Source organism: Pseudomonas sp. P1_A1, assembly GCF_056406935.1.
Map to the genome: position 1 here is coordinate 585,608 of NZ_JBFTZE010000001.1, position 19,163 is coordinate 604,770.

The following is a 19,163-nucleotide window of genomic DNA, read 5'->3' on the forward strand; positions in this document are numbered from 1 at the left end:
TCTCAAGGCTGTGACAGGTTGCTCGTCGTCTCATCGGGCTGGCGCTTGTTTTCACGATCCGATAATGACTGAAACTGGGGAGTGTCGAGCTTAACCTTTCAATACCCGCGCCAACGTCGACTTCACTTTGCCCATGCCATCATGCAGTGCCTGTTCAATCTCGGCCATGGTAATGACCGCCGTCGATTTGCCCGCCGCCGGGTTTACCACCAGCGCCAGACAGGCATAGTCCAGTTCCAGTTCACGCGCCAATGCGGCTTCTGGCATACCGGTCATGCCGACGATGTCACAACCGTCACGTTCCAGCTTCGCGATTTCAGCAACTGTTTCCAGACGTGGCCCTTGAGTGCAGGCGTACACGCCATGACTGCTATAGCCGACGCCTTCAGCCGCCAACGCCGCGATCAATTGCTGGCGCAGGGGTTCGCTGTAGGGATAGCTGAAGTCGATGTGTGTCACGTGTTCCAGGTCATCGGCGAAATAGGTGTGTTCGCGACCGCTGGTGTAGTCGATCAATTGATGCGGCACGCAGAAATGCCCGGTGCCCATCGCGGCATGAATCCCGCCCACGGCGTTGACCGCGAGAATCGCCTCGGCACCGGCCTGCTTCAAGGCCCACAGATTGGCGCGGTAGTTCACCTGATGCGGCGGGAAGCGGTGTGGGTGGCCGTGACGTGCGAGAAACAGCACTTCCTTGCCGGCGTACTCACCGATCTGCACCTCGGCCGAAGGCGCACCGTAAGGGGTGTCCACCGCCAATGACTGACGAATGCTCAAGCCTTCGAGTTGAGTCAGGCCGGTGCCACCGATAATCGCGTAAACCGTCATAACGAAAAATCCTTAATCAATCAATTGAGCTTCTTTGAGCGCACCGACGGCCGTCAGCCAGCGCGGGTCTTGACGGTATTCAGTGCTGGCGTACGCCTGCCCACGCATCCGCGCGATACGCGCCGAAGGCTTGACCTTCAACCGCTGGGCGGCACTCAATGCCAACTCGGCAGCCGCGCGGTCGTTGCACACCAGGCCCATGTCGCAACCGGCGGTCAATGCCGCTTCGATGCGACTGGCGGCATCGCCCACCACGTGCGCACCGGCCATCGACAGGTCGTCACTGAAGATCACGCCATCGAACTGCAGCTCGCCGCGCAGGATGTCCTGCAACCAGCGACGGGAGAAACCGGCAGGCTGGGAATCGACTTGTGGATAAATAACGTGGGCCGGCATGACGGCGGCCAATTGCTTGCTCAATCGCGTGAATGGCACCAGGTCGTTGGCGCGGATCTCTTCGAGGCTGCGCTCGTCGTTGGGAATCGCAACGTGGGAATCGGCCTCGGCCCAGCCATGACCGGGGAAATGCTTGCCGGTGGCGGCCATTCCGGCGCTGTTCATGCCGCGGATGAATGCACCGGCAAGCAAGGCTGCGCGCTCGGGATCACCTTCGAACGAACGGGTGCCGACAACGGCACTGCGTTGGTAGTCCAGGTCCAGCACCGGAGCAAAGCTCAGGTCGAGACCGACCGCGAGCACTTCGGTCGCCATGATCCAGCCGCACTGTTCGGCCAGGTATTCGGCATTCGGATTGTCGGCGATAGCGCGCATGGCGGGTAGTCGCACGAAGCCCTGACGCAGCCGCTGAACCCGACCGCCCTCCTGATCCACCGCCAGCAGCAGATCGGGACGAATGGCGCGGATCGCGGCGCTCAACTCACGCACCTGACGCGGATGTTCGATATTACGGGCAAAAATGATCAGGCCGCCCACTTCGGGCTGGCGCAACAATTGGCGATCTTCAGACGTCAGCCAGGTACCGGCGACGTCCACCATCAACGAGCCTTGCAGGCCAGCAGTCATGGAAATTCCTTGATTACGGTAAACCCGGCTCGCACGAATTCGCCGCCATGGGCTGAGCCCGGCAGGTCGGCGATATCAATGAGGGGGTTCAAAACGAGAGTCGGCATGGGCGGCTAGCTTAGCGGATGTCAGCTGCCGCGCCCACCCGTGTGCGGTTAAACCTTGGCGGCCACCGGGGTCGATTTGCTGCGTGGACGCAACTGTGCGGTAGCCATGGCGGTGTCGGTGACGCCGGTTTCGGCACGCATGCCCGCAGCCAGGAATGGCACCATCAGACGCATCACTTGCTCGATGGAAGTGTTGACGCCGAAATCGGTCTCGGCAATCGCGCGCAGGGCCTTGATCCCGGACATGCTGAATGCCGCGGCCCCTAGCATGAAGTGCACGCGCCAGAACAGTTCGATGGGTGGAATGCGTGGGGCGGCTTCGTTGACCAGCAGCATGTAGCGGCGGAAAACCTTGCCGTACATGTCTTCCAGGTAACGACGCAAGTGCCCTTGGCTCTGACTGAAAGCCAGCCCCAGCAAACGCATGAAGATGGACAGGTCGTTGCCGCTGCGTGGTTGCACCACCAAGGCTTGCTCGACGAGGATCTCCAGCAATTCTTCCAGGGTCGGTTTGTTCTCGGGTTTGGCCTGACGGCGCTCCAGCTCTTTATCGAGACTGAGGCAGAACGGCCCGAGAAAACGCGAGAAGACCGCTTGAATCAGCGCCTTCTTCGATCCGAAGTGATAGTTCACCGCCGCCAGATTGACACCGGCCTTGCTGGTGATCAGACGCAACGAGGTTTCAGCGAAACCTTTTTCCGCGAACAATTGCTCGGCAGCATCGAGAATGCGTTCAACGGTTTCCGACTGGGCCATGGCTACTCCGCCTGACAAACACTTGTTTGAAACATACGTTTCAGCCCAGGCCTTGTCAAGTCTGGCGGTTCGTTTTGGGAATGGTCGGTCAGCTATTTAACCATACAACACTGGCGCTTCAATCGGCGAGCTGAATGACCGTCCAGCGGCCGGCAAAAAAAGGGGCATTGCCAAGACCGGTTCACTGTATATAATCCCAGTCACTGTATAAAAAGACAGAGCGATCAATATGCTAAAGCTGACGCCACGCCAAGCAGAGATTCTGGCCTTCATCAAACGCTGCCTCGAAGACAACGGCTACCCGCCAACCCGCGCGGAAATCGCTCAGGAACTGGGCTTCAAGTCGCCCAACGCAGCGGAAGAACACCTCAAGGCCCTGGCCCGCAAGGGCGCGATCGAGATGACCCCGGGCGCCTCCCGCGGCATTCGCATCCCCGGCTTCGAAGCCAAGGCCGACGAGTCTACCCTGCCGATCATCGGCCGAGTGGCAGCAGGCTCGCCGATCCTCGCCCAGCAGCACATCGAAGAATCCTGCAACATCAACCCTTCGTTCTTCCACCCTCGCGCTGACTATCTGTTGCGGGTCCATGGCATGAGCATGAAGGACGTCGGCATTTTCGACGGCGACCTGCTGGCCGTCCATACCACCCGCGAAGCCCGTAACGGTCAGATCGTGGTGGCGCGGATTGGCGACGAAGTGACCGTCAAGCGCTTCAAGCGCGACGGCAGCAAAGTCTGGCTGATTGCCGAAAACCCTGAATTCGCCCCTATCGAAGTCAACCTGAAAGATCAGGAACTGGTGATCGAAGGCTTGAGCGTCGGCGTGATTCGCCGCTAAAGGAGGCTTTATGCAGTTCCCACACACCTCACAGCAAGCCCAACTGCCGTTGTTCGAGGCGTTCATGGCGCAGCCGCTGGCGCCGATCCTGAAAGACGTGGTCGAGGCGCCCTGGAGCGCCGAGCCCGAAGTTTTCAGCGAGCTGTCATTGCGTGGCGCGGCCGGGAACTGCCTGAACCTTCTGGCACCAATCCTCAGAGAGCTGAGTCAGGATCAGGACGCTCGCTGGCTGACTCTGATCGCCCCGCCCGCCAGCCTGACCCAGGCCTGGTTGCGGGACGCCGGCCTGAACCGTGAACGCATTCTGCTGCTGCAACCACGCGGCACACAGAGCGCTCAGCAGCTGACCTGTGAAGCTTTGCGACTTGGCCGCAGCCATACGGTCGTCAGCTGGCTAAACCCGTTGAGCACATCGTCGCGGCAACAGCTGATCAGCGCCGCCCGTACCGGGGATGCGCAAAGTCTGAATATTCGACTGGGTTAACTGACAAAACACTGTTTGCACTGAACAGCGCGGGGCTTCTCCAAGGATAGAGAAGCCGGTCTGTAGAGGTATCCGCAAAATCCGACGGGCGGGATCAATGAAGAACCCGTGGCCCCTCTTCCTTATCAAATTCGCCTTCAACCAGGCGTCCTGCCATCTGAACACCGACGCTCAACATCGCCTTGGCGACTTCCACGTGCTGGCCTTGCAGGAAAGCCTTGGCATCCTCGGAGAAATCCAAAGTAACCAGAGAACCCTCGTCCTCGGCCCTACGCAGCTCGATTCGGCCGTCTGGTAACTCGACAATTTCTAGAAAGGACGTTGGCATAAAGGACTGTTCTCCACGAAAGGCAGGGATTATATAGGCATCGGCCAAGCTTCGCTCAGGATCTTGACCAGATGCCATCACGAAGAGAAATTTCTGACATCACGCTTCCTTGAGCGGACCATTCGCCGAGCACTCAATCTTTCAGCACTCGTTCAGCCCGTCGCGAAACCGGATCGCCAAGCTTTTCAGATTCTGGCGCCAGTTCTCCAGTTCTTCCCGGCTAAGCTCTTCAGGCGCCTCTTCTTCGTCAAGGTTGACGGCCAGAATAAGCGGCTGCGTCACATCCCCCTTGGGCTTGTGTGGAGCACGAGGCGGTTGAAACAGTGCGGCATAAGCCGACAGCAGCTTGGCCAGCCAGGTTTCAGGGTTTTGCGCCAACTCGACCATCTCGGCCATTTCCGGAATAGCGATGGTTTCGAGCACTTCGCGGGTCAGCAGCATCTCTGCCCGCGGCGCGTTGGCCTGAGGCAAGCGATAGAAACCGGCGATTTCATGGCACAGCCCCAACAGCGCTCCGTACAGGTGAAACAACGCCGATTCGCGCCCGGCTTGAATCAGCGCCAGGGAGTTCATCGCCCGCCCCTCTTCGGCCTTGGCGAGCGCTTCCAGCGACAAGCCGGCGAAATAAATTTTCTGGTTGGTACGGGTATAGAGTTCGTGGGCCATGACGGCAGCCTCCACAACGAAATAATTGCTTCACGCAGGTCTGACAGTGTCATGGATCACCCAAGCTCACCGCAAGCCCAAAACAAAAAGGCCGCATGAAAACCCGAGGGTTGTCATGCGGCCTTTTTATGTGCAGCGGCTTTTAAGCCTTGGCTGCTGGACGCTTGTCTTCAACCGTCCACTTGCCACCATCGTAATACGCTTTCCAGCCAGTCGGCTTACCGTCGACTTCCGTCTGCACGTATTGCTCTTTGGTCTTGCGGCTGTAACGGATCACTGCTGGCAGACCGTCAGGATCTTTCTTCGGTGCTTCGCATAGGAAGTGGTACTTCGGATCGATCTCATCCTTGTGCGGCACGATCTCGACGACCAATGGCGCACGGGTCTCGCGGTTTTTCGGGAACTGGCTGGCCGCCAGGAACAGGCCGGAAGCACCGTCACGCAGGATATAGGTGTCGTTGACCTTTTCGCATTTGAGCTCAGGCATCTTCACCGGATCCATCTTCGGCGGCGCCGCATCACCGCTTTTCAGCAGCTTGCGGGTGTTCTTGCAGGTTGCATTGGTGCAACCGAAGAACTTGCCGAAACGTCCGGTCTTGAGCTGCATCTCGCTACCGCACTTGTCGCACTCCAGGCTCGGACCCTCGTAGCCCTTGATGCGGTAAGTGCCCTCTTCGATTTCATAGCCTGCGCAATCCGGGTTGTTACCACAGATGTGCAGCTTGCGCTTCTCGTCGAGCAGATAAGCGTCCATCGCCGTGCTGCAGATCGGGCAACGGTGCTTGCCGCGCAGAACCAGCGACTCCGACTCACCCTCGTCGTCCGCGGCGATTTCGTCGCCCGGCACCAGGTTGACGGTGGCCTTGCAGCGTTCTTTCGGCGGCAGGCTGTAGCCCGAGCAACCGAGGAACACGCCGGTCGATGCAGTACGAATCTGCATCGGACGACCGCACACCACACATGGAATATCAGTCATTACCGGCTGGTTGGCACGCATGCCGCCTTCGGCGCTTTCGGCCACTTCGAGTTTCTTCTTGAAGTCGCCGTAGAACTCGTCGAGCACGTTTTTCCAGTCGCGCTCGCCCTGGGCCACGTCATCGAGATTCTCTTCCATGCCGGCGGTGAAGCCGTAGTCCATGAGATTGGAGAAGCTCTCGGCCAGACGCTCGGTGACGATGTCGCCCATCTTTTCCGAATAGAAACGACGGTTGTGCAGCGCCACGTAGCCGCGGTCCTGGATGGTCGAAATGATCGCCGCGTAGGTCGAAGGACGACCGATGCCACGTTTTTCCATCTCCTTGACCAGGCTCGCTTCCGAATAACGCGCCGGCGGCTTGGTGAAGTGCTGGGTCGGATCAAGCTTGATCAGCTTCATCGCATCGCCCTGGGCCATGTCCGGCAGCACGTCGTCATCGCCAGGCTTGGTGATTTGCGGCATGACGCGGGTGTAACCGTCGAATTTCAGGATGCGGCCCTTGGCGCGCAACTCGAAGTCACCGGCACCGACGGTGACCGTGGTCGACAGGTATTGGGCCGGCAGCATCTGGCAGGCGAGGAACTGACGCCAGATCAGCTCGTAAAGCCGCTCGGCATCACGCTCCATGCCCGACAGCTTGCTTGGCTCGGTATTGGCGTCGGACGGACGAATCGCTTCGTGAGCCTCTTGGGCGCCTTCTTTGCTGCTGTAGACGTTCGGGGCTTCCGGCAGGTACTTCTTGCCGAATTCGCCTTCAATATATGTACGCGCCATCGTCACGGCATCGGCCGAGAGGTTGGTGGAGTCGGTACGCATATAAGTGATGTAGCCGGCTTCGTACAGACGCTGGGCCATCATCATGGTTTTCTTCACACCGAAGCCCAGGCGATTACTCGCAGCCTGCTGCAGGGTGGAGGTAATGAACGGTGCCGACGGCTTGCTGCTGGTCGGTTTGTCTTCGCGCTTGACGATGCTGTAGCTGGAGGCCTTGAGCTTCTCCAGCGCGGCCATGGCCTGGGCTTCGTTGAGCGGCTTGAAGGCTTCGCCTTTCTCGCGAGCCACGTCGAAGCGCACGGTCGCGCCCTTGGCGGTGCCGAGGTCAGCGTGAACTTCCCAGTACTCTTCCGGGTTGAACGCGCGGATTTCGCGCTCACGCTCAACCACCAGCTTCACGGCAACCGATTGCACGCGACCGGCGGACAAGCCACGGGCGACCTTGGCCCACAGCAGCGGCGAAACCATGTAACCCACCACGCGGTCGAGGAAGCGACGCGCCTGCTGAGCGTTTACGCGATCGATGTCCAGCTCGCCCGGCTGGGAGAAAGCTTCCTGGATCGCTTTTTTGGTGATTTCGTTGAACACCACGCGCTTGTAGCGGCTGTCGTCACCACCGATGGCTTCGCGCAGGTGCCAGGCAATGGCTTCCCCCTCGCGATCCAAGTCGGTTGCGAGATAGATGGTGTCAGCATCTTTGGCGAGCCGGCGCAGCTCTTCGATAACTTTTTCCTTGCCCGGGAGGATCTCGTACTTGGCTTTCCAGCCATGATCGGGATCGACACCCATGCGCGAGACCAGCTGCTTGCGCGCTTTCTCTTTCGGCGTGAGCACCGGACCTTCACCTGCGGCGGCCTTGCCACGCTTGGCGGCAGGCTCTTTGCTGGCGCTAGCCGAACCGCTGGTGGGCAGGTCTCGGATATGGCCGATACTCGACTTCACCACGTATTGGTTACCCAGATACTTGTTGATGGTCTTGGCCTTAGCCGGGGATTCCACAATGACCAGCGATTTGCCCATGGATCAGAAAATTCCTGAATTCTAGAAGTGAAAGGCGGTTGGCGCCTGACGCGGCACCGCTATATATAGTGGCTACAAGGTGAGGTCAAGCGCAGGGTTCTGCGCGCACTCCCCTCATGGCTGCGGAAAAATGCTCGGTTCGGCTTGCACCAAAGCAAAGCGTGGCACCTGTTCGCCGTCAACCTCGACCGACTCCAGGAACATGCTCAAGGGGCGTACCCAAAAGCCGTAATCGCCATACAGGGCTTGGTAGAAGACCACTTCTTCTTCGGTCTCCGAATGTCGCGCAACACTGAATACGCGGTACTGCGGACCTTTGTAATGTTGGTAGAGCCCAGGTTGTATCGGCATGCTTTGGCCCTCACTCAAATTTTTTCAAAATAAAAACAAAAATAAATCCGGAAAAACAAAAACCGGGGCACTTGGCCCCGGCTTCCATCGACGAAACGCTTAAACGCGTTCGAAGACGGTGGAGATGCCTTGGCCGAGACCAATGCACATGGTAGCCACCCCGAAGGTGCCGCCATTCTGCTTCATCACGTTCAGCAAGGTGCCCGAAATACGTGCACCGGAGCAACCGAACGGGTGACCCAGGGCGATCGCGCCGCCGTGCAGGTTAACCTTCTCGTTCATCTTGTCGAGCACTTTCAAATCTTTCAGCACTGGCAGGGCCTGTGCGGCGAAAGCTTCGTTGAGCTCGAAGAAGTCGATATCGTTGATGCCAAGGCCCGCGCGCTTCAATGCTTTCTGCGTTGCCGGTACTGGACCATAGCCCATGATCGCCGGGTCCACACCTGCCACTGCCATCGAGCGAATCACCGCCAGCGGCTGGATGCCCAGGTCCTGGGCACGCTGTGCCGACATCACGATCATGCACGAAGCACCGTCGGTGATCTGCGACGAAGTACCAGCAGTCACGGTGCCGCCCTTCGGGTTAAACGCCGGCTTCAGAGCCGCCAGGCTTTCCAGGGTGGTTTCCGGACGAATGGTTTCGTCGTAGTCGAACAGTTTCAGGAAACCGTTCTCGTCGTAGCCCTGCATCGGGATGATTTCGTCCTTGAACTTGCCTTCCACGGTCGCCTTGTGGGCGAGTTGGTGGGAGCGCACGCCAAAGGCGTCCTGCTGTTCGCGAGTAATGCCATGCATTTTGCCGAGCATTTCTGCGGTCAGGCCCATCATGCCCGAGGCTTTCGCCGCGTACAGGGACATGTGCGGGTTCGGATCGACACCGTGCATCATGCTCACATGACCCATATGCTCGACGCCGCCAACGACGAACACGTCACCGTTGCCGGTCATGATTGCTTGCGCGGCAGTGTGCAGCGCACTCATCGACGAGCCACACAGACGGCTGACGGTCTGGCCGGCCGAGGTGTGTGGAATCTGAGTCATCAGGGACGCCATGCGGGCGATGTTCCAGCCCTGCTCCAGGGTCTGGTTCACGCAGCCCCAGATCACGTCTTCGACTTCGCTCGGATCAACCTTGACGTTGCGTTCCAGCAATTTGCTGATCAGGTGTGCCGACATGTCTTCGGCGCGGGTGTTGCGGTGCATGCCGCCCTTGGAGCGGCCCATCGGTGTACGACCGAAGTCGACAATCACGACGTCTCTAGGATTCAAGCTCATATACGTTCACTCTCGCTCTAGTGTGGGCGCTTAACCGAAGAAGCTCTGACCGTTCCTGGCCATTTCACGCAGCTTCGCGGTCGGGTGGTACAGCGCGCCCAAATCAGCGTACTGGTCAGCCAGGGCAACGAACTCTGCCACACCGATCGAATCGATGTAGCGCAGCGCACCGCCACGGAATGGAGGGAAACCAATACCGTAGACCAGACCCATGTCGGCTTCGGCGGCGGTTTCGACGATGCCGTCTTCCAGGCAACGCACGGTTTCCAGGCACAGCGGGATCATCATCCAGTTGATGATGTCTTCGTCAGTGACTTCGCGCTGTTCGAACACGATCGGCTTGAGCACTTCCAGCACCGACGGATCGGCGACTTTCTTCTGCTTGCCACGCTTGTCGGTCTCGTAGGCGTAGAAGCCCTTGCCATTTTTCTGGCCCAGGCGCTTGGCTTCATAGAGCACGTCGACGGCCGAACGGCGATCGTCCTTCATGCGATCCGGGAAGCCTTCAGCCATGACGTCACGACCATGGTGGCCGGTGTCGATGCCGACCACGTCCATCAGGTATGCCGGGCCCATTGGCCAGCCGAATTTCTCCATGACCTTGTCGATGCGGACGAAGTCCACGCCGGCGCTGACCAGCTTGGCGAAACCGCCGAAGTACGGGAACAGCACACGGTTGACCAGGAAGCCCGGGCAGTCGTTGACGACGATCGGGTTCTTGCCCATTTTCTTGGCGTAGGCAACGGTGGTGGCAACGGCCACTTCGCTGGACTTCTCGCCACGGATCACTTCAACCAGCGGCATCATGTGCACCGGGTTGAAGAAGTGCATGCCGACGAAGTTTTCCGGACGCTTGAGGGCTTTGGCCAGCAAGGTGATGGAAATGGTCGAGGTGTTGGACGCGAGAATGGTGTCCTCTTTGACCTTGTCTTCGACTTCGGCCAGAACGGCTTGCTTGACCTTCGGGTTCTCGACCACGGCTTCGACGACCAGATCGACGTGACCGAAATCGCCGTAGGACAGGGTCGGACGAATGCCGTTGAGCACTTCGGCCATCTTCGCCGGGGTCATGCGACCTTTATCAACGCGGCCAACCAGCAGCTTGGCGGCTTCGGCCAGACCTTGCTCGATACCGTGTTCGTTGATGTCCTTCATCAGGATCGGCGTGCCTTTGGAGGCCGACTGATAGGCGATACCGCCACCCATGATGCCGGCGCCCAATACGGCGGCCTGCTTCACTTMCTTGGCGATTTCGTCGTAGGCCTTGGCCTTTTTCTTCAGCTCCTGATCGTTCAGGAACAGACCGATCAAGCTCTGTGCGGCAGAGGTCTTGGCCAGTTTGACGAAACCGGCGGCTTCGACTTCCAGGGCCTTGTCGCGACCGAAGTTCGCGGCTTTCTGGATGGTCTTGATCGCTTCGACCGGCGCCGGGTAGTTCGGGCCCGCCTGACCGGCCACGAAACCTTTGGCGGTTTCGAACGACATCATTTGTTCGATGGCGTTGAGCTTGAGCTTTTCGAGCTTCGGCTGACGCTTGGCCTTGTAGTCAAACGTGCCGGAGATGGCGCCCTTGATCAGGTTCAGCGCCGCTTCGTGCAATTTCTGCGAGTCGACCACCGCGTCGACGGCACCGACTTTCAGTGCGTCTTCAGCGCGGTTTTCCTTACCGGCGGCAATCCACTCGATGGCGTTGTCGGCACCGATGATGCGCGGCAGGCGCACGGTACCGCCGAAACCTGGGTAGATGCCCAGCTTGACTTCCGGCAGACCGATTTTGGCGGTGCTGGCCATGACGCGGAAATCCGCCGCCAGGCACATTTCCAGACCGCCGCCCAGTGCGATGCCATTGATCGCGGCGACAGTCGGGACGTTGAGGTCTTCGAAATCGCTGAAAATCTTGTTGGCTTCGAGGTTGCCAGCAACAAGCTCGGCATCCGGCAGCTTGAAGTTGTCGACGAATTCGGTGATGTCGGCGCCGACGATGAATACGTCCTTGCCACTGCTGACGATCACACCCTTGATCGAAGCATCTGCCTTGATGGTGTCTACAGCCTGACGCAGTTCGTTCAGGGTAAGACGGTTGAACTTGTTGACGGACTCACCCTTGAGGTCGAACTTCAGTTCGACGATGCCACTTTCAAGAGCCTTAACCGTGATGGCTTTACCTTCGTAAATCATCAACTGATCTCCACGATATGGAAGCTGAACAGTACACGTCGGACGCAGGCGGCTGGCTCGGCAGGGACGTTTATTGTCAATGCTAACGCCAACTCACCCGGCACACCCGCCAACGCGATAGTCGGGATTCTGTAGGAGCCGTCTGTAATACAAACGCTCAATTCATACGCCCGTTTGATTTGGGTGTGTCACCTTCACGGAATTTCCGGCAATTGTCAATCGCCCAAAATACGGGTTGAAACGCGACTTTCCGGTCACTTCCGTACCACGAAGCCCTGCAACACGCGGATGCATGTGAGGCCATTCATAGAATCAATAGTTAGAAAAGTCGCCCTAATTAGCGGCAACCTGTGTTTAACAGGCTAGGCTGGCGAGACCCTGAAGAAAAAATTGAACGCTTTTGACGAATGCCAAGCGTAAGATCTGTGCCACAAAGAATTACCGGCCTGCCTGGCCAACCCCAGCCCGATGATGATGTCGGGCTTTTTATTGCCTGCCTTCCGGACGACGACGCACGACTGCGTAGGGGGGAAATCGGGTTCAGGCGAGCGCCTTGAGCGTAGCGTCGATCTGTTGCAGAACCTCGGCTTCGCCCTTCTCGCCCCAATACAGGGCAATCATTTGCTTGTCTGCCTCGACCTTGTAGACGTTGGCAGGCAATTTTTCGAAATGATTCAGCAGCACTCCATCCTCGCAGGCTTCCTGCCACTGATTGACCCACACACCCGGCGCCTTCTGCCAATAGCTCCAGCACGCCGGCTGAGTGCCACGGCGCGGTCGGTGGTACTGGGCGCAAGGGCTTGGCGGCTCCTGGCTCAGCCAGTGCGGCCATTCCTGGGGCGCCAATTGCATGGCAAGGCCAATGCGTCGCGCCTCCATGCGCAGGGCCATGCGACCGCTCTGGACACGAGACGGTCGCAACCAGGCCAGCGGGCTCAGCACCACCAGCAGGATTGACACCACTATCCAGACCGTCATATCTGTACTCCCGATTCTTGATGAGCCCATTGGGTCACGTTGAAACCAATGCGCTTGAAACCAGCCATACTTACCAATATTGCAATCCTCAGGAGGAGCACCTCATGCCCTACCACCATATTCTGGTCGCTGTAGATCTAACCGAAGAGTGCGATCCTGTAATCCACCGCGCCCGCGAACTGTCGGTGAGCAATGGCGCAAAGCTGTCCCTGGTGCATATCGTCGAGCCGATGGCCATGGCTTTTGGCGGCGACGTGCCGATGGACCTTTCCCAGTTGCAACAGCAACAGTTCGATCAGGCCAAGGAGCGCCTTGAGCGGTTGATCCTGAAATACCCGGAGCTCTCCAAGGAATACAGCCACTTGACCTACGGCCAGCCGCGACAGGAGATTCACCATCTCGCCAAGGAGCAAACGTGCGACCTGATCGTGGTGGGCAGTCATGGCCGGCATGGCCTGGCACTGTTGCTCGGCTCCACTGCCAATGACGTGCTGCACGGCGCGCCTTGCGATGTACTTGCCGTGCGCCTGCAAAAAAGCTGACAACAAGCAACAATAAAACCCTTACGAAAAGCCCGGCATTCACACGAGTGAAGCCGGGCTTTTTCATAGCCGGATCAATCAGGCATCCAGTTCGGCCCAGCGCTCGACCATTACGTCGAGTTCAGCCTGTAACTGCTCAAGCTGAGCGATCACTGCAGCCGTCTCGGCAGGAGGACGCTGATAGAAGCCGACGTCCGCCATCTGCGCTTCAACCACCGCGATCTGCTGCTCCATGGCTTCGATCTGGCCAGGCAAGGCTTCCAGCTCACGCTGCAACTTGTAGCTGAGTTTCTTTTTCGCCACCGGCGCTGGCGTTTCCACTGCAGCAACCGGTGCAGGTTCGGCCGTCACGACAGCCGAGTTCAGGTCGGCCTTGCCGGACTTGCTCTCGGTCACACCCAGCAGACGCGGCGAACCGCCCTGACGCAGCCAGTCCTGATAACCGCCGACGTATTCGCGAACCTTGCCTTCACCTTCGAAGACCAGGGTGCTGGTGACCACGTTGTCGAGGAATGCCCGGTCGTGGCTGACCATCAGCACAGTGCCGTTGAAGGTCAGCAAGACCTCTTCCAGCAGTTCGAGGGTTTCCACGTCGAGGTCGTTGGTCGGTTCGTCGAGCACCAGCAGGTTCGCCGGTTTGCTGAACAGTTTTGCCAGCAGCAGACGCGCACGCTCACCACCGGACAACGCCTTGACCGGCGTGCGGGCACGCTGCGGGCTGAACAGGAAGTCGCCGAGGTAGCTCAGCACGTGACGGCTCTGGCCATCGATATCGATGAAGTCGCGACCTTCAGCGACGTTGTCGATCACGGTCTTTTCCAGGTCCAACTGATGGCGCAACTGGTCGAAATAGGCCACGTCGATGCGCGTCCCCTCTTCCACTGTGCCGCTGGTCGGCTGCAGACCGTTGAGCATCAGCTTCAACAGCGTGGTCTTGCCGGTACCGTTGGCGCCGAGCAGACCGATGCGGTCGCCACGCTGCAGGACCATCGAGAAATCCTTGATCAGGAACGGGCCGCCCGGGTGAGCGAAACTCACGTTCTCGAGCACCATCACCTGCTTGCCGGACTTGTCGGCGGTATCGAGCTGAATGTTGGCCTTGCCGGTACGCTCACGACGCTCGCTACGCTCGACGCGCAGGGCTTTCAGTGCACGGACACGGCCTTCGTTACGGGTGCGACGCGCCTTGATGCCCTGGCGGATCCAGACTTCTTCCTGGGCCAGCTTTTTGTCGAACAGCGCGTTGGCGGTTTCTTCAGCGGCCAGTGTGGCCTCTTTGTGCACGAGGAAGCTGGCGTAATCGCCGTTCCAGTCGATCAAGCCGCCGCGATCCAGTTCCAGGATACGGGTTGCAAGGTTCTGCAGGAATGAACGGTCGTGCGTGATGAACAGCACGGCGCCCTGGAAATCCTTCAGCGCTTCTTCAAGCCAGGCGATGGCACCGATGTCCAGGTGGTTGGTCGGTTCGTCGAGCAGCAGCAGGTCCGGTTCGGAAACCAGCGCCTGGGCCAACAGGACGCGACGACGCCAGCCGCCGGACAATTCGGCGAGGGTCTTGTCCGCAGGCAACTGCAGACGGCTCAAGGTGCTGTCGACCAGTTGCTGCAAGCGCCAGCCATCTCGGGCTTCGAGGTCGTGCTGGACGTGCATCAGTTTGTCCAGATCGGCGTCGGTGACGATGTTCTGGCTCAGATGGTGATATTCGGCAAGCAACGCGCCAACGCCGTCGAGGCCTTCGGCGACCACGTCGAACACGGTCCGCTCGTCGGCTACCGGCAATTCTTGCGGCAATTCGCCAATCTTGAGGCCAGGCGCGCGCCAAACGGACCCATCGTCGGGCTTCTGGTCGCCCTTGACGAGCTTCATCATGCTGGACTTGCCAGTGCCGTTGCGGCCGATGATGCACACCCGCTCACCACGGGCGATCTGCCAGGACACCTTGTCCAACAACGGCATAGCGCCGAAAGCAAGGGACACATCGCTGAATTTGAGCAGGGTCATGAGCTTCTCCAAAAACCGGGCGCGCATTCTACCTGACTTGAGGCTACAGAAGGCCGGCAATTTCAATGTCGGAGCACTCTGCACAACAATTGTTGCGAACTTATGCTGGCATGTCGGCAAAGCTTTCACCCGCTGCTGGCAAAAGGCTAAGCTACAGATAATTAGGTGCCGGTCCTGCCGACACTTGTCATGATTTTTCTGCCCGGATGTCTCATGCGCAGTCGCCTTTTCAATCTTTTTTCGTGTTTGCTTCTTACAGCCGCTGCCGTTCAATCCGCCCAGGCGGTAGACCTGTCTACCCAACGCCAGTATTACGACGAAGCCAAGCGTGCCTTGGCCAAGGGCGATTCCGGCCCCTATTTCCGTTATAGCCAGGCGCTCAGCGATTATCCGCTGACCCCCTACCTGGCTTATGACGAACTGACCGCGCGGCTGAAAACCGCAAACAATGCCGAAATCGAGAACTTCCTCGCCGAACACGGCGACCTGCCGCAAGCCAACTGGATGAAATTGCGCTGGTTGCGCTGGCTGGCCGAACGCGGCGATTGGGAAACGTTCGTCAAATATTATGACCCCAAGCTCAATTTCACCGAACTGGACTGCCTGAACGCGCAGTATCAGATCAGCCATAACCGCAAGGCCGAAGGTTACGCCAACGCTGACAAACTCTGGCTGAGCGGCAAAACCCGGCCCGAGGCATGCGATGCGGTGTTCGGCATGTGGGCCGCCGATGGTCAACTGACTGAACAGAAACGCTGGGAACGCACCAAGCTCGCCGCCCAGGCCGGTAACTACCCGCTGGCCAACAGCCTGATCAATGGCCTGACGACCCTTGCCCCGCGCGGTCGCCTGCTGGTGGATGTGGCGCAGAAACCCGAACTGCTGAATCAGCCGTCGCGCTTTACCCCGGCCGATGAGCCTATGTCCGACATCGTCAGCCTTGGCCTGCGCCGCCTGGCCCGTCAGGATCCGGACAGGGCCATGGCCCTGCTCGACGGCTACGCCAGCAGCATGCACTTCTCCCGGGATGAGAAAGTCGCGATCGCCCGGGAAATCGGGCTGACCCTCGCTCGACGTTTCGACAGTCGCGCGCTGGACGTGATGACCAAATACGACCCTGAGCTGCGGGACAACACCGTTTCGGAATGGCGCTTGCGCCTGCTGTTGCGTCTGGCCCGTTGGGACGACGCCTATCAGTTGACCCGCCGCCTGCCTCAGGACCTGGCCACCACCAACCGCTGGCGTTACTGGCAGGCTCGCACCCTGGAGTTGGCGCAGCCACAGAATCCGCAAGCGCAAACGCTTTACAAGGGCCTGGCTCGCGAACGCGACTTCTACGGCTTCCTGGCGGCCGATCGCTCGCAGTCTCCCTATTCGCTGATCAACAAACCGCTGATGCTCAGCCAGGCGCTGATCAACAAGGTACGCAATACCCCCGGTGTGCGCCGCGCGCTGGAGTTCCATGCACGCGGGCAGATCGTCGACGGCCGACGCGAGTGGTACCACGTCAGCCAACATTTCAGTCGTGACGAGATGGTCGCCCAGGCGAAACTGGCCTATGACCTGAAATGGTATTTCCCGGCAATCCGCACCATCAGTAAGGCGCAGTACTGGGACGACCTGGACATCCGCTTCCCGATGGCTCACCGCGATACCCTGGTGCGTGAAGCCAAGGTCCGTGGCCTGCACTCGAGCTGGGTGTTCGCGATCACTCGTCAGGAAAGCGCCTTCATGGACGATGCCCGCTCCGGCGTCGGCGCCAGCGGCCTGATGCAACTGATGCCCGGCACCGCCAAGGAAACCGCGCGCAAGTTCAGCATTCCCCTGGCCTCGCCGCAGCAAGTGCTCGATCCAGACAAGAATATCCAGCTCGGCGCCGCTTATCTGAGCCAGGTCCATAGCCAGTTCAACGGCAACCGCGTGCTCGCCTCCGCTGCCTACAACGCCGGCCCCGGCCGGGTGCGTCAATGGCTGCGCGGCGCCGACCACCTGAGCTTCGATGTGTGGGTGGAAAGCATCCCGTTCGACGAAACCCGCCAGTACGTGCAGAACGTGCTGTCGTATTCGGTGATCTACGGCCAGAAGCTCAATTCACCGCAGCCGCTGGTGGATTGGCATGAGCGTTACTTTGACGATCAATGAGCCTGCTTTGAAACGCTGAAAAAAATGCCCGCATCGATTGATGCGGGCATTTTTTATGGTGCTCGACTTGGTCGGTTACTTAGTCGGTTACTTGGTCGATTGGGGCATGGAGCCCATCACTAAACTGCAACGCAGCCAATCGCGCATACAACGCATTGCTCGCAATCAACTCCTGATGCGTTCCCACCGCTACCAGTTTCCCTTGGTCCATCACCGCGATTCGGTCAGCGTTTTTCACTGTCGCCAGTCGATGGGCGATGACCAGTGTGGTGCGGTTTTTCATCAGGCTAGGCAGGGCTTGCTGGATCAGGTGCTCGCTCTGGGCATCGAGGGCGCTGGTGGCTTCGTCCAGCAGCAGGATCGGCGCATCCACCAGCAGCGCCCGGGCGATGGCCAGGCGCTGGCGTTGCCCGCCGGACAAACCGAGACCCGCGTCGCCGAGGTGGGTCTGGTAGCCGTTGGGCATTTGCTCGATGAAGTCGTGGGCATAGGCAATTTTGGCGGCTTCCTGGACCTGGGCCGAAGTCGCCGTCGGGTGGCCGTAGCGAATGTTCTCTTCGATGCTGCCAAAGAACAGTGCCGGGGTTTGCGAGACGAGGGCGAAGCAGCGGCGCAAGTCCAGAGGGTCGAGTTGGGTCAGCGGCACACCGTCCAGCAGGATGCGTCCTGCAGCGGGGTCGTAAAAACGTAACAGCAAGTCATACACCGTCGATTTGCCGGCACCTGACGGCCCGACCAAGGCGAGGGTTTCGCCGGCGTTGATCGTCAGACTCAAACCATCGACAGCAAAGCTTTCAGGACGCGACGGGTAGGAAAAACGCACATCCTGCAGCACCAGATCGCCTTTCACCCGTTCAGGCAAGGTCACCAGCCCATGGGTCGGGGGCTGAATGATGTTTTCCGAACGCAACAGCTCGGCAATCCGTTCCGCCGCCCCTGCTGCTCGCTGCAGTTCGCCGATAACCTCACTCAGCGTACCGAAGGCGCCACCGACGATCAGGCTGTAAAAGACGAACGCTGCCAACTCACCCGCGGAAATCCGCCCGGCGATGACGTCCATGCCGCCTACCCAGAGCATCACCCCGACCGCGCCCAACACCAGCAGGATCACCAGGGTAATCAACCAGGCTCGCTGGAAAATGCGCTTGCGGGCGGTATTGAAAGCCTCTTCCACGGTCGCGGCAAAACGCTGCTCGTCCTGCACCTGATGGTTGTAGGCCTGCACGGTTTTGATCTGACTCAGGGTTTCGGAAACATAACTGCCGATATCGGCAACCCGATCCTGGCTCTGTCGCGACAGGGTGCGCACCCGGCGACCAAAAATCAGGATCGGTGCGACCACCAGCGGCAATGCAATCACCACAATGCTGGTCAGCTTGGGATTGGTGATAAACAGCAAGACAATCCCGCCGATCACCATCAGCCCGTTACGCAGGAACAGCGACAACGAAGAACCGATCACCGATTGCAGCAGCGTGGTGTCGGCAGTCAGTCGTGACTGGATCTCGGAGCTGCGATTGTCTTCATAAAAGCCTGGATGCAGGTAGACCAGGTGGTTGAACACCCGACGGCGGATGTCCGCGACAACGCGCTCACCGATCCACGACACCAGGTAAAACCGCACAAAGGTGCCGATCGCCAGACCAATCACCAACAGCATGAACAGGCCGATGGATTGATTGAGCAAATGCGGCGACTGGGTCATGAAACCCTGATCCACCAGCAGGCGAATCCCCTGCCCCATGGACAAGGTGATGCCGGCAGTGACAATCAACGCCAGCAAGGCACCTAAGGCCGGCCAGCGATAAGGCGCGATAAAACGGCTGGCCAGACGAATGGCGCGGCGATGACGGGCAGAGAGCATGGAGATCATCCGTTGAGGCAACCAATGGCTTT

General features: G+C 59.2%; 16 protein-coding genes. 4 read left to right on the forward strand and 12 right to left on the reverse strand.

The annotated features are described in order from the left end of the window. Positions 1-90 precede the first annotated feature (90 nt). From AC1D2Q_RS02605 to AC1D2Q_RS02615, 3 genes are all read right to left on the reverse strand, one after another. Positions 91-828, reverse strand: a complete 738-nt coding sequence (locus AC1D2Q_RS02605) for an S-methyl-5'-thioinosine phosphorylase (protein WP_028941162.1) — start codon at positions 826-828, stop codon at positions 91-93. Between the two features lie 12 nt (positions 829-840). After that, entirely contained in the window at positions 841-1,851 is a 1,011-nt protein-coding gene (gene nagZ, locus AC1D2Q_RS02610; RefSeq protein ID WP_477812159.1) for a beta-N-acetylhexosaminidase, read from the reverse strand. Between the two features lie 155 nt (positions 1,852-2,006). Next, positions 2,007-2,714 (reverse strand): TetR/AcrR family transcriptional regulator, encoded by a 708-nt coding sequence (locus AC1D2Q_RS02615; RefSeq protein WP_019648307.1) that lies wholly within the window; start codon positions 2,712-2,714, stop codon positions 2,007-2,009. 229 nt (positions 2,715-2,943) lie between these two features. Here AC1D2Q_RS02615 and lexA point away from each other — a divergent pair, with 229 nt between their 5' ends. Both lexA and sulA read left to right on the forward strand, forming a co-directional pair. Beyond that, positions 2,944-3,552, forward strand: a complete 609-nt coding sequence (gene lexA / locus AC1D2Q_RS02620; protein ID WP_477812160.1) for a transcriptional repressor LexA — start codon at positions 2,944-2,946, stop codon at positions 3,550-3,552. 10 nt (positions 3,553-3,562) lie between these two features. After that, positions 3,563-4,036: an SOS-induced cell division inhibitor SulA gene (sulA, locus tag AC1D2Q_RS02625; protein WP_477812161.1), complete on the forward strand. Its 474-nt coding sequence runs from the start codon at positions 3,563-3,565 to the stop codon at positions 4,034-4,036. A 94-nt stretch (positions 4,037-4,130) separates the two neighbouring features. Here the strand turns inward: sulA and AC1D2Q_RS02630 are convergent, their stop codons facing one another. The 7 genes from AC1D2Q_RS02630 to AC1D2Q_RS02660 form a co-directional block, all read right to left on the reverse strand. After that, entirely contained in the window at positions 4,131-4,364 is a 234-nt protein-coding gene (locus AC1D2Q_RS02630) for a hypothetical protein (RefSeq protein ID WP_007933173.1), read from the reverse strand. Positions 4,365-4,505: 141 nt separating this feature from the next. Further along, entirely contained in the window at positions 4,506-5,030 is a 525-nt protein-coding gene (locus AC1D2Q_RS02635; protein WP_477812162.1) for a DUF6586 family protein, read from the reverse strand. Positions 5,031-5,172: 142 nt separating this feature from the next. Beyond that, positions 5,173-7,800: a type I DNA topoisomerase gene (topA, locus tag AC1D2Q_RS02640; RefSeq protein ID WP_477812163.1), complete on the reverse strand. Its 2,628-nt coding sequence runs from the start codon at positions 7,798-7,800 to the stop codon at positions 5,173-5,175. A 114-nt stretch (positions 7,801-7,914) separates the two neighbouring features. After that, on the reverse strand, positions 7,915-8,151 hold the full coding sequence (locus AC1D2Q_RS02645; protein ID WP_007933188.1) for a DUF1653 domain-containing protein: 237 nt from the start codon (positions 8,149-8,151) through the stop codon (positions 7,915-7,917). 99 nt (positions 8,152-8,250) lie between these two features. Further along, positions 8,251-9,426, reverse strand: coding sequence for an acetyl-CoA C-acyltransferase FadA (fadA, locus tag AC1D2Q_RS02650; protein ID WP_007933190.1), 1,176 nt, complete (start codon positions 9,424-9,426; stop codon positions 8,251-8,253). A 30-nt stretch (positions 9,427-9,456) separates the two neighbouring features. Further along, positions 9,457-11,604, reverse strand: coding sequence for a fatty acid oxidation complex subunit alpha FadB (gene fadB / locus AC1D2Q_RS02655; RefSeq protein ID WP_477812164.1), 2,148 nt, complete (start codon positions 11,602-11,604; stop codon positions 9,457-9,459). Between the two features lie 540 nt (positions 11,605-12,144). Further along, entirely contained in the window at positions 12,145-12,582 is a 438-nt protein-coding gene (locus AC1D2Q_RS02660; RefSeq protein WP_477812165.1) for a hypothetical protein, read from the reverse strand. Positions 12,583-12,686: 104 nt separating this feature from the next. Between AC1D2Q_RS02660 and AC1D2Q_RS02665 the strand changes: the two genes are divergently transcribed. After that, positions 12,687-13,124, forward strand: coding sequence for a universal stress protein (locus tag AC1D2Q_RS02665; RefSeq protein WP_007933196.1), 438 nt, complete (start codon positions 12,687-12,689; stop codon positions 13,122-13,124). A 78-nt stretch (positions 13,125-13,202) separates the two neighbouring features. Here AC1D2Q_RS02665 and AC1D2Q_RS02670 read toward each other — a convergent pair whose 3' ends face one another. Then, complete coding sequence (locus tag AC1D2Q_RS02670; RefSeq protein WP_477812166.1) at positions 13,203-15,125, reverse strand: ATP-binding cassette domain-containing protein; 1,923 nt, start codon at positions 15,123-15,125, stop codon at positions 13,203-13,205. A gap of 213 nt (positions 15,126-15,338) precedes the next feature. Between AC1D2Q_RS02670 and AC1D2Q_RS02675 the strand changes: the two genes are divergently transcribed. After that, positions 15,339-17,267 (forward strand): transglycosylase SLT domain-containing protein, encoded by a 1,929-nt coding sequence (locus AC1D2Q_RS02675; protein WP_477812167.1) that lies wholly within the window; start codon positions 15,339-15,341, stop codon positions 17,265-17,267. 79 nt (positions 17,268-17,346) lie between these two features. On the opposite strand, the gene AC1D2Q_RS02680 is transcribed toward AC1D2Q_RS02675, so the two are convergent. Then, positions 17,347-19,140: an ABC transporter transmembrane domain-containing protein gene (locus tag AC1D2Q_RS02680; protein ID WP_477812168.1), complete on the reverse strand. Its 1,794-nt coding sequence runs from the start codon at positions 19,138-19,140 to the stop codon at positions 17,347-17,349. Between the last annotated feature and the right edge of the window lie 23 nt (positions 19,141-19,163).